This window comes from Flavicella sediminum, from assembly GCF_006381105.1.
Classification (GTDB): Bacteria; Bacteroidota; Bacteroidia; order Flavobacteriales; family Flavobacteriaceae; genus Flavicella; species Flavicella sediminum.
The window spans coordinates 28,124-40,513 of sequence record NZ_VDET01000007.1; the positions used below are offsets into that span (position 1 = coordinate 28,124).

The 12,390-nt window shown below is 32.9% G+C and carries 9 protein-coding genes; 3 read left to right on the top strand and 6 right to left on the bottom strand.

The annotated features are described in order from the left end of the window. Nucleotides 1-34 precede the first annotated feature (34 nt). On the bottom strand, nt 35-1,228 hold the full coding sequence (locus FGM02_RS07955; protein WP_139957839.1) for a pyridoxal phosphate-dependent aminotransferase: 1,194 nt from the start codon (nt 1,226-1,228) through the stop codon (nt 35-37). Nucleotides 1,229-1,442: 214 nt separating this feature from the next. On the opposite strand from FGM02_RS07955, the gene FGM02_RS07960 reads away from it, so the two are divergent. Next, nucleotides 1,443-2,687 carry a pepsin/retropepsin-like aspartic protease family protein gene (locus FGM02_RS07960; RefSeq protein WP_166461151.1) on the top strand — a complete coding sequence of 415 codons (1,245 nt, stop codon included), beginning with the start codon at nt 1,443-1,445 and terminating at the stop codon, nt 2,685-2,687. Between the two features lie 80 nt (nt 2,688-2,767). On the opposite strand, the gene FGM02_RS07965 is transcribed toward FGM02_RS07960, so the two are convergent. Genes FGM02_RS07965 through FGM02_RS07980 form a run of 4 tightly spaced genes read right to left on the bottom strand, consistent with a single transcriptional unit; the run spans nt 2,768 to nt 8,978 of the window. Then, the gene (locus FGM02_RS07965) at nt 2,768-4,186 is read right to left on the bottom strand and encodes an efflux transporter outer membrane subunit (protein ID WP_139957841.1); all 1,419 of its coding nucleotides are present in this window, start codon (nt 4,184-4,186) and stop codon (nt 2,768-2,770) included. 3 nt (nt 4,187-4,189) lie between these two features. Next, entirely contained in the window at nt 4,190-7,330 is a 3,141-nt protein-coding gene (locus FGM02_RS07970) for an efflux RND transporter permease subunit (RefSeq protein WP_139957842.1), read from the bottom strand. 23 nt (nt 7,331-7,353) lie between these two features. Next, nucleotides 7,354-8,484: an efflux RND transporter periplasmic adaptor subunit gene (locus FGM02_RS07975; protein WP_139957843.1), complete on the bottom strand. Its 1,131-nt coding sequence runs from the start codon at nt 8,482-8,484 to the stop codon at nt 7,354-7,356. A 2-nt stretch (nt 8,485-8,486) separates the two neighbouring features. Beyond that, a complete protein-coding gene (locus FGM02_RS07980) occupies nt 8,487-8,978 on the bottom strand; it encodes a GbsR/MarR family transcriptional regulator (protein WP_139957844.1) in 492 nt (163 codons plus the stop codon). A 289-nt stretch (nt 8,979-9,267) separates the two neighbouring features. On the opposite strand from FGM02_RS07980, the gene FGM02_RS07985 reads away from it, so the two are divergent. Further along, nucleotides 9,268-10,584, top strand: coding sequence for a PDZ domain-containing protein (locus tag FGM02_RS07985; RefSeq protein ID WP_139957845.1), 1,317 nt, complete (start codon nt 9,268-9,270; stop codon nt 10,582-10,584). Between the two features lie 17 nt (nt 10,585-10,601). Here the strand turns inward: FGM02_RS07985 and FGM02_RS07990 are convergent, their stop codons facing one another. Next, entirely contained in the window at nt 10,602-11,222 is a 621-nt protein-coding gene (locus FGM02_RS07990; protein ID WP_139957846.1) for a LysE family translocator, read from the bottom strand. Between the two features lie 135 nt (nt 11,223-11,357). On the opposite strand from FGM02_RS07990, the gene FGM02_RS07995 reads away from it, so the two are divergent. Continuing rightward, nucleotides 11,358-12,323, top strand: a complete 966-nt coding sequence (locus FGM02_RS07995; RefSeq protein ID WP_139957847.1) for a D-2-hydroxyacid dehydrogenase — start codon at nt 11,358-11,360, stop codon at nt 12,321-12,323. Nucleotides 12,324-12,390: the final 67 nt, after the last annotated feature.

Here is a 12,390-nt window from a genome sequence, read left to right on the forward strand (position 1 = left end):
AAATTTCCTTTTGTTTAGAAACAAGTATTAAAATTTATTTTGATTGGTAGGCTTTTAAGGCTTTTGCTAAAATTTCAACAGCTCGTACTAAATTTTTTTGATTTAGTACATAGGCTATACGAATTTGTTTTTTACCAATATGTTCAGAAGTGTAAAATCCGCTAGCAGGAGCCACCATTACCGTTTCCCCATTGTCACTATACTCTTCTAATAACCATTTGGCAAATATATCTGTATCCTCAACAGGTAAAGAAGCAATACAATAAAAGGCACCTTTGGGCTTAAAAACAGTTACACCTTCAATTGCATATAAGGCCTTGTACAAAACATCTCTACGTTCCGTATATTCTTTAACCACCGCTTCAAAATAACTTGGAGGTGTATCTAATGCAGCTTCAGCAGCTAGTTGCGCATAAGTAGGTGGACTCAATCGAGATTGTGCCATTTTCATTATGGTAAATAGCAATTCTTTATTTTTAGAAACCACACAACCAATTCTAGCACCACACATGCTAAATCTTTTGGAAATAGAGTCAATCATAATGGCATGTTGATCCATTCCATCTTCACTTAAAATAGAATAATGTACTTCGTCATCATACACAAATTCTCTATACACCTCATCGGCTATTAAGAACAAATCATATTTAAGGGCCAATTCTTTTAGTTGATTGATGTCTTTTTTAGAATAGACGACACCCGTAGGATTTCCAGGGTTGCAAATTAATATGGCTTTGGTTTTATTGGTAATTACTTTTTCAAATTCTGAAATATTTGGCAAAGCAAATTCCTCTTCTATAGTTGTTGTGATGGGAACTACATTGATACCTCCCGCAATTGCGAAACTATTGTAGTTGGCATAAAAAGGCTCAGGAATGATAATTTCATCATGAGGATCAGTAATACAAGCAATGGTGAACAACAAGGCCTCAGAGGCACCAGTTGTTACCAAAATATCATCTTTGGAAACATTAATTTTATTTCTACTATAGTAATCAGCTAATTTATCACGGTACGATTCTGATCCGTTAGAAGTTGAATAACTAAGAATTTCTATGTCGTTATTTTTAACGGCATCTAATGCTACTTGAGGTGTTTTTATGTCGGGTTGACCGATATTTAAATGGTAAATATGAATACCTCTTTTCTCTGCAGCTTCAGCATAAGGAACTAATTTTCTTATGGGTGATTCGGGTGTTAAAATTCCTTTGCGAGATATTGTTGGCATATGTTTTTTACTTTAAAAGTTAATGATTTCTTTATACAAAGAAAGCTAACAAATTTAAGATTAATATGCTAAAACACTAGTGTTTTACCTTAAAAAAAGTTGAAAATGAAATTCTTTTGTAACTTAGGGCTAAATAAAAGTTCTATTGAAAAAATATATCTCCATTTTTTTTGTTTTTATAAGTTTTACTTGTTTCTGTCAAGGTAATTTTTCATTGCTCCATAATCGAAAAAAACAAAGCTTTAAATTCAAATCCATCAATAACTTAATAATCATTCCATTAAAAGTAAATGGTGTTCAAGGATCTTATATTTTAGACACCGGTTTGAGTACGAATATTCTGTTTAAAGCGAAAACTAAAATAGATAGTAGTTATGCCAATTTGAGGAAAGTTACTTTAAACGGTTTTGGAAACGGGCCAAATATGGAAGCCATTGTTACGGTAGACAATACGTTTCAGTTGGAAAATTTGCAAGCCACAAAACAGCGCATGCTATTGGTGTTAGATGAGCATGTAAACCTTTCTGCTAAAATGGGCATGACCATTGATGGCATGATTGGTTATGAGTTTTTTAAAAATTTTATTGTCAAAATTAATTACAGAAGTAAACAAATTACCGTTTACAATCCACAGTATTTTAAAAAGAAAACCCGTAAATCGTATCATACTTTTCCCTTACAATTTCATAAATACAAACCTTATTTAAAAGGAAAAGTTTTGTTAGCAAATAATAAAGAAATAAAAACTCCCGTAAAGCTATTAATTGATACAGGTGGAAGTGATGCTTTGTGGCTTTTTGAGGATGCAGCACAAAACTTAATTCCTACTGAAACACATTTTAAAGATTTTTTAGGTGAGAGTATTTCAGGAAGTATTTTTGGTAATAAATGTAGAATTGAAGAATTTCAGATTGGGGATTTTATCTTTAAACAACCAATCGTTTCTTTTTTGGATAAAAAATCGACAGAATTAGCAAGAAGAATTAAAAATAGAAATGGTTCTGTTGGAGGTGGCTTGTTGAGAAGATTTGTAGTTTGGTTTGATTATGGAAACAAAGAAATTACTTTAAAAAAGAGTCGTGGGTTTAGGGATGCTTTTACTTATAATATGAGCGGTTTAGATATGAATTATAGTGGCGATATTTTGATTGCTGAAACTAAAATCAGTAGTTTTTATGTACAAGACAAAGAGCAAAAATTAAAATTGACCAAAGATTTTAAATTTTCATTAAAACCCTCGTATATTGTTGGTCATGTTCGTGAAAATTCACCTGGTGCATTAGCGGGTGCACAAGTCGGAGATTTGGTTTTAAAAGTAAATCGGAAGGCAAGTTATAAAATGTCATTTGATGAAATCAATACTTTATTCTATACCAAAAAAAATAAATGGGTGCGACTTTTGGTTGCGAGAGACGGAAAAGAAATAACGTTGAAATTTAAATTACAAAATGAACTCTAAAGATTTTTTGTTTTATTTAAAAAAGAAAAAGGTCATTTTATAGCAATTATAAAATGACCTTTTTTTAGATTGTTTATGACTTATTGCCAACCACCACCAAGTGATTTGTACAAATCGACAACCGTTAGTAATTGTTGTAATTTGCTATTTACTAAATTTAGTTTCGCACTCAAAGCACTTTGCCTTGCCGTTAATAAATCTAAATAATTGGCATAGCCATTTTTAAGTAATTCTTCTGAATTTGTTTCAGCATTACGTAAAGCTTCAGCTTCTTTATTTCTAAATTGAAACTTTGTCGTTTCTGCTTGGTAAGAAAACAAAGCATTAGAAACTTCACTACCTGCTACTAACAAGGTTTGTCTATAATTTAATAAAGCTTGTTCTTCTTGGTTTTTAGCGACTTCAACCTGTGTTTTTAATTTTCTTTGGTTAAAAATAGGCTGTGTTAATCCTCCAATAACATTGGCAAATATTGAATTGGCATTTAACCAATTATCTACTTCTAAACTTTGAAATCCTCCTGAAGCTGTTAAAGTCAAGGCAGGATATAAATTGGTTTTGGCCACATTTTTCAATTCAAAAGTTTCCATCAAACTATATTGTGCCGCTTTTACATCGGGTCTGTTGCTTAACAACAACGCAGGAATACCAATTTGTAATTCGGTATCAATAACTTGCTGGTTTAAATTCCCTCTTTTAAATTTTTGAGGATTTTCTGCTAAAAGAATACTCAATCCGTTTTCTAATTTAAAAATAGCCGTTTCTAAATCTACTTTTAAAGCTTCAGCATTATTGTACTGTGCGATATTTTGATCTACAGCTACTTGAGTTACTTGTCCGGCATCCATTAAAGCTTTAATAGTTTCAACTCCTTTTTTGCGCACGCTAATGGTTTTGTTCGTTATTTTTAGCTGAGCATCTAAGGCCAATAATTGATAATAATTTTTTACAATTCTAGAAACTAATTCAGACCGAACGGCTTGTTGAGCTGCTGAACTCTTTAAAAAACTAGCATAGCTAGCTTTTTTACTACTTCTAATTTTTCCCCAAATATCTGCTTCCCAAGCTAAATTCCCAGCCAATTCATAAGTTTGAATAGATCGATCGCTAGACAAACCACCAAATCGACTGTTCTTAGAAACAACTGTATTTGTAAGACTTCCGCCAACACTAAAAGTAGGATAGTAACCTGCTTTTCCTTGTTTCATGTAGGATTCTGCTGAGTTCATTTGTTTGATGGCTATTTGTAAATCAAAATTATTAGCCAAACCTCGTGCAATGTATTCTTGTAAATAACGATCGGTAAACATTTCCTTCCAAGACACTGAGGCCATAGAAATAGAATCTGTTTTATGCATCGCATCATTTTCAAGCCTAAAGACTTCTTTTGACGCTTCTTTTACAATAGGTTGTTTAAAATCTTTAACAGCCAAGCAAGAGGTTAGGAGTGTAGCAACTCCTAACATCAAGACTATTTTATAGGTATCTATTTTTTTCATGATTTAATCAATTTCTTTGTTTAATTCTTGTGCTGATGACGACACTTTTTCTTGCAACCATTGGAACAAGATAAAGAGTATTGGAATTACAAAAACTCCTAAAACAGTACCAATCAACAACCCTCCAACAGCTCCTGTACCAATAGATTTGTTTCCTTCTGATCCAACTCCTTGCGACAATACCAATGGCATCAATCCTAAAATAAAAGCAAATGAAGTCATTAAAATTGGCCGTAATCGAGATTTGGCTCCTAGAATGGCTGCATCTACAATACTTTCTCCATTTCGTCTACGTTGCAAAGCAATCTCTACAATCAAAATGGCATTTTTAGCTAACAAACCAATCAACATAATTAAAGCAATTTGAAAATAAATATTGTTTTCTAAGCCTAAAAACTTAGTACTAATATAAGCTCCAAATACTCCAAAAGGTAAAGACAATACTACGGCAAATGGCAATAAATAACTTTCGTATTGTGCACATAATAAAAAGTACACAAACAAAATACTTAGTATAAAAATAAACGTAGTTTGGTTTCCAGCACTTACTTCTTCACGGGTCAATCCAGAATACGCAACGGTATAATTACTAGGTAATTTGGCAATTTCTTCTTCAATAACTCTAATGGCATCTCCTGTACTATATCCTTCGTTAGTTGCACCTGATATTTTCGTTGAGTTCAATAAATTGAAACGGGTTACGGACTGCGGTCCATACACTCTTTTTAAGTTTACAAATTCTGTAATAGGTGCCATTTCACCAGCGTTGGTTCTTACAAACATGCTATTCAAGGCATTTACATCGGCTCTGTCTTCTGGTAAAGCCTGAATGTACACTCTAAATTGTTTCCCAAATCTAGAAAAATCTGAAGCATAAACTCCACCAATATAACCTTGTAAAGTAGAAAAGATGCTAGAAACAGCCACTCCTTTTTCTTTCGCCAAAGGCACATTTACTTCCATTTCGTACTGTGGATAATTGGTGTTAAAAGAAGACTGCGCATATTTAATTTCTGGATGACTCATTAAAGCAAATGCAAAATCTCGATTGGCTTTGTCTAAATCTGAAAATTCTCCTCCAAATTTGTCTAATAAGTTCACTTCAAAACCAGATGAATTTCCAAATCCACGTATACTTGGTGGTGAAAAGAAAATAATCTTAGCTTCAGGAACACCTGCAGCAATTCCAAATAATTTTCCAGTAATTGCTTGTGCAGAAAGTGAAGAATCTTCACGCTCACTCCAATCTTTTAATTTAATAATTCCCATTCCATAATTAGAACCCGAACCGTTAATTAAACTTCTACCTTTAATAAAGTTAACGGCTACAATTCCATCTATACCTTCAATTTTGTCATATAATTTTCTGGTAACAGCATCAGTTCTGTCTAAAGAAGCACCTGCTGGTAATTCTACATTGGCAAAAATAATCCCTCTATCTTCATTAGGTACAAAACCTGTTGGAGTAGTGGTAGCTGCCCAATAAATTCCAACTGCTGCAATCAGTAAAAGAATTACAGAAATGAATTTTTTCTTATATAAAAACTGAAGTGATTGTCCGTATTTATGAATGGTTGCATTAAACCCACGATTAAATAAGGTGTAAAAACGTTGTAAAGGTCCTTTGCTTTTTAACTCTTCGTCTTCGTGATGTGTTTTTAATAACAAAGCACATAAGGCAGGACTTAAAGTCAATGCATTTACTGCTGAAATTAAAATAGCAATAATCAAGGTAACTCCAAATTGTTCGTAAAACACTCCTGTAGGTCCTGTAATAAACGTAACCGGAATAAATACAGCTGCCATTACTAAGGTAATAGAGATAATAGCTCCAGAAATTTCATTCATCGCAACCAATGTTGCTTTTTTAGGATTCTTTTCACCCTCGTCCATTTTTGCATGCACTGCTTCTACAACTACAATGGCATCATCTACCACAATACCAATGGCCAATACCAAGGCAAAAAGTGTTAATAGGTTAATAGAATATCCAAAAACATTTAAGAAAAAGAACGTACCAATAATAGATACAGGAACAGCAATAGCTGGAATTAAAGTAGATCTTAAATCTTGTAAAAAGATAAATACAACTAAGAAAACCAATAAGAAGGCTTCTAATAAAGTATGAACTACTTTTTCTATAGAGGCATTTAAAAACAAACTGGTATCATAAGGAATAAAAATATCCAATCCATCAGGAAGTTCATTTTCTATAGTTCCTAAAGTTGTCTTAATATGTTCTATAATTTCCTGAGCATTAGATCCTTTGGTTTGAAAAATCCCCATAAATACAGCAGGATGCCCTTTACTCATGGCATTAGAAGCATAAGATTGTGCATCTAGCTCAATAGTAGCCACATCTTTTAAACGTAAAAACTGTCCGTTACCTAAAGCCTTAATAACAATATCACTGTATTGACTTTCTTTTTTAAAACGTCCGCTATAAGTTAAGGTGTAAGAAAAAGCTTCTCCACTGTTTTGACCTAAAGATCCAGCTGCAGCTTCTAAATTTTGCTCTTTTAAGGCAGCAGTAACATCCGAAGGGATTAAGTTATAAGCAGCTAATTTTTCTGGTTTTAACCAAATACGCATAGCATAATCTTGTTGAGAAAATACACTTACATCTCCCACACCACTAATACGTTGCATAGCAGGAATTACGTTAATTTTTAAGTAATTCTGAATAAAAGTAGCATCGTAATCTTCGCTTTCAGAATACATAGAAATAAACATCAAAGCACTTGTTTCTTGCTTTTGTGTAATAACCCCTGTTTGTGTTACTTCTTGTGGTAACAAAGGAGTAGCTCTTGCTACACGGTTTTGTACGTTTACGGCTGCAATATCTGCATCCATTTCTTGATCAAAATAAACGGTAATTTCTGCAGTTCCTGTATTGGATGCTGTAGAAGTAATATAGGTCATTCCTTCTACACCGTTAATTTGTTCCTCAATAGGAATAATAACGCTTTCTAATACAGTTTCGGCATTGGCACCTGTATAATTTGCAGTTACCTTAATGGTAGGCGGTGCAATATCTGGATATTCTTCTATAGGTAAACTAGTAATGCTAATAGCCCCTAGCAAAACTATAATAATAGAGATCACTGTTGAAAGAACGGGTCTTTCAATAAATGTTTTTAACATAATGATAAAGTTTCTAGGTTGAATTAATTTTTAAATAAGGTAGCAATAGGTGCTATGGCTTTTTCAAAAGGAATGTCTTGTGGAGAAATGGTCGTTCCATTTCTTAATTTACTAATTCCTGTGATCACAATTTTATCTCCTACCTTAAGACCAGACTTAACCACATATAAATTGTTTACAGTTCCTTCTACTTTAATTAAAGTAGCTTTTACTTTATTGTCTGCACCTAAGGTGTAAATCATGATATCTTTTTGTTGCTCAAAAGTAGCAGATTGAGGTACTACAATAGCATCTTTATATGCTATTGGAAATCTGATTTCCCCACTATTTCCATTGGTTAACAATTCATTTGGATTGTCAAAAGCAGCTCTAATTTGTATGGTACCTGTACTTTGATTGATTTGCCCACTACTGGTTTGAATACGTCCTTTTTCTGAGTACACTTTACCATTGGCTAAAATCAAACTTAGGTCGGGAGAGTTTTGAATGCGTTCCGCTTTTGTTTTTCCTTCGTAACGTTGTAAATGGTCTATGTATTGAGCTTCATTAAAACTAAAGAAAGCATATACTTGACTAATTTCACTTACTTTGGTTAATGGAGTAGCATCACTTGGACTTACCAAAGATCCTTCTCTAAAATTAATAGAACCTACATATCCATCAATAGGGCTTTTAATAGTAGCATAGCTAATCGTAGCAGACACACCGCTGTAGTTCGCTTTTGCTTGCTTTAAATTCGCTTTTGCAGTTTCTAATTGTACAGGACTGATGATCTTTTTTTCTACCAGAGGAATTAATTTATTTACTTCCACTTGTGCTACATTAACACGAGCCTTTGCGGCACTTGCATCCTGACTTAAAGACTGAGTTTCTAATTGAAATAATACCTGTCCTTTACGTACTTTTTGACCTTCATCTACAAAAACTTTTTCTATATAACCGGATGTTTTAGCTCTTACATCACTATTGATAATTCCTTCAATTGTTGTAGGATAATCTCTATATCCTGTTACGGTTTTTTGTTGAATGGCAGTAACGGGAATTGCTACCGCTGGAGGTGTATTATTTTTTGTAGCAGCTTGGTTTTTATCGATACAGCTTACTAAGGAAAAAGATGCGAGTATTATGGCAACTGATTGATATATTTTATTCATTGTTATTTATTTTTATTAATTATTTTTTCTTTTAAGAGGGATACTGAGGCTATCGTTTTTTCTAAAAACTCTATATAATCGTCGTGAAAATCTAAATCAAAACGTTCTGCCTCTAAAGTTTCTGGTAGTTCATTAATATTGTGTTTGAATTCTTTAATTTCTGAGTGTAGTTCTTTATGCGTGCTCCAAAGAGAAACCATTTCATCAATACTATGAACAATAGTTCCTGGATCGAGGATAAAATATTTTTTCCGGTCTCCAGTTTTTGTAAAGTATGAAACCTTATTAGCACCCTGTAAATTTGTTAGATGGGTAGAAATGGTACTTTTACTAGCACACAATTTTTCTACCAATTCTTCAAAGGTGGTTCCTTTTTTTCCGTTCAATATGATATAGCTTAAAATTCGTGCCGCTACTGGAGCAATTTTGTCTTTTTGCTCAAAGTGAACGCCTAATTTTTCAACAAGCTGACATCTTTTTTTGTCTTGTACCATAACAGTAATTTAATTTTAAGCTGCAAATGTATGTTTAGTTCGGTTTATTCCGAACTAACAGTATGTTAAAATTTTCCCTAAATAATTAACTCATAAAAACAGATTTAGAATTGAAGAAGAATCTTGTCGTATGTAGACCAAAACTTTAAGTTAAAAAAGTAGACTAGAAAAAGGGAAATACAAAGTTCTAATCTTTTAAAATTGAAGGCTTTGAATCCTTGTTGATTTTTTGTAACTTACTGAAAGTGCTTACTTTGTGGTTTTCTTTCCACAAAAAAAATAAATACTCATGAAACAAATGTTGCTATTTATTGTAGTCTTAATATCTGCATCTATGAATTCTCAAGGCATATTTGCATTAAAAGACGATGCCAAAAAACAAGTAATTCACTTTAAAAACATTCACAATTTAATTATTATTCCATTGCGTTTAAATGGAGTGGAAGGCTCTTATATACTAGATACCGGCGTACATAAAAATTTGATATTTAAAACCAAAGAAGATCCTATTTTTCAAGATACACTTCGGAAAAAAATATACTTAAATGGTTTCGGTGTTGGAGAAACCATTGAAGCTGTGGTAGTCAATAATAATATTTTTGAATACAAAAAAATTAGAGGTATACGGCAACAGAATTATGTGTTATCAGACGAACGTCTTGATTTTTCAGCCAAATTCGGAACAACGATTAATGGTATTATTGGGACTGAGTTTTTCAGAGATTTTGTGGTAAAAATTAATTATTCTTCCAAAACAATAACCGTTTACAATCCGAAATATTACAAGCAAAAAAAAGGCAAACGTTACCAAACCTTGCCATTACAATTCAAAAAAAATAAACCTTATGTAGATGCACGTGTTAGCATTGAAGGGCCTGCGGTAAAAGGAATTCCTATTAATTTATTGATAGATACAGGAGGTAGTGATGCTGTTTGGTTGTACGATGATAAAAATTATGGATTAGAGGCCCCAGATAAAAATTTCAGAGATTTTTTAGGGGAAAGTATTTCTGGCTATGTATATGGTAAAAAAGGCCGTGTAGAACAGTTTAGCTTGGGTAATTTTAAATTTGAAAAACCTGTGGTTTCATTTTTAGATTCAGCCTCTACCGTTATAGCAAGAAAAATAAAAGGGAGAAATGGAAGTTTAGGAGGTGAAGTATTGAGCCGGTTTGTTATTTGGTTTGATTATAGAAAAGCTCAAATTACTCTAAAGAAAAATCATAAATTTAAAAAACGATTTAGCTATAATATGAGTGGATTGGACATTAACTACAATGGTTCTATTTTAGTTTCTGAAGTGGTGCCTACCGATGTTGAATTTGGTGTTCAAAGAAACCATGTTTCCTTAGTAGAAGATACGTATCAATTTGTGACAAAGCCTTCTTTTATAATTGCCAATATTCGGGAAGGATCTATTGGTGAAACTGCGGGCTTGTTAAGAGGTGATGTTTTGGTCTCTATAAATAACAATCCTTGTTACGATATGACCCATGAACGAATTTATTCTATTTTTCACAACTATAAAGATCGAAATATAAAATTGGAGGTTTACCGTCAAGGTGAAAACCACACCTTTAAATTTAAATTGAAAGATGAGCTGTAATAGAGCAAAGGCCTGGTTTAGCTGACCAAAAAAACAGCTAAGACAAGCAGTATACTTGTTTTAAGAATTTTCGTGGTTTTCCAAAAGTGATCTTGCTTTAAAATTGCAGCAAATTTTCCTGCAAGCATGGCAATTAAACCAAAAATTAACAAAGCTTGTATCATAAATAGCACACCCAATACCAACATTTGAAGCATGGGACTGATTCCTGTTGGGCTAATGAAATTTGGTAGAAAAGCCATAAAGAATAAAGACACTTTTGGGTTTAAAATATTCATAAAAAAACCTTTTTTCAGAATTTTTATTCCTTTGTATTTTAAATCTGCCTTTTCAGTCTCCAATTCAAAAGTTCCATTTTCTTCTTTGTAAGCTAAAAATGCGAGGTATAGCAAATAACCTGCTCCTAGAAATTTTAAACTAGTAAACACACTTGCTGATTTTTGAATGATAAGAGAAAGTCCCGTAGCGGCAGCCATTGTATGAATCAACACCCCTAAACACAAGCCTATAGCGAGTGTAAATCCAGTTTTAAAACCCTTAGTTATACTTTCTGTTAAGACATAAATAATATCTGGTCCAGGTAGTACAGTTACAACTACGGAGGCGAAAATAAATGATAGAATTATTTGACTATCCATAGAAAATTAAAGGAATGTGAAAATTATAAGTAGCAAATGGCTAAGGTAAAAAACTATATATTTATAAAAAATTAACGAGGCTAATTTTATACATCAAAAATATAAAATATAGCAATTTACTTAATATATTTTTCAATGAAAATAGTTGTTTTAGATGGGTATACCTTAAACCCAGGAGATTTAGATTGGCAGGCTTTAGAAAAAATAGGAGAACTAGTGGTTTACGATAGAACTGCTTTTGATGATGCTGAAATAATTAAAGCGATAGGCGATGCTGAAATCGTTTTTACAAACAAAACGCCTTTGCAAAAATTAGTTTTAGAACAGGTACCAAACCTTAAGTACATTGGTGTTTTAGCTACAGGTTACAATGTTGTTGCTGTAGACGTGGCCAAAGATTTGGGGATTACGGTGACCAATATTCCGGCTTATGGTACCATAGCAGTTGCCCAGTTTACCATGGCCTTATTACTAGAAATGTGTCACCATGTAGGAGAGCATTCAAGAGCTGTTTTTAATGGAGATTGGTCTAAAAGCCCTGATTTTTGTTTTTGGAATTATCCCCTTATTGAATTGTCAGGAAAAACAATGGGAATTGTAGGCTTTGGAAGAATTGGACAGGCTACCGCTAAAATAGCAGAAGCTTTTGGGCTTAAAATAGTAGCCTATAGTAGAACACCGAAATTAGAATTAGAATCGGCAACCTGTCGCTATGTTTCTTTAGATGAATTATTTTCACAGTCAGATATTATTAGTTTGCATTGCCCTTTGTTTGAAGAAACAAAAGGAATGATTGATGAAACTAGTTTGAAGAAAATGAAAAAAACGGCGCTATTGATCAATACGTCAAGAGGGCCACTTATTGTAGAAGAAGATTTAAAAGAAGCTTTGAATACTGGAACTATTGCCGGAGCTGCTTTGGATGTGGCAACAATAGAGCCTTTAAACGAAGAGAGTACCTTGCTAGAAGCTAAAAATTGCATCATCACTCCACATATTGCATGGGCAACAAAAGAAGCAAGAACGAGATTGATGGAGACTGCAGTCAACAACCTGGTGGCTTATTTAGCTAAAAAGCCTATGAATGTTGTTAGTAATTAAATAGAAAACAATTTAAAATTAAAAAAGCTATTGCTAGAAACATGCTTGTTTTTAGTAATAGCTTTTT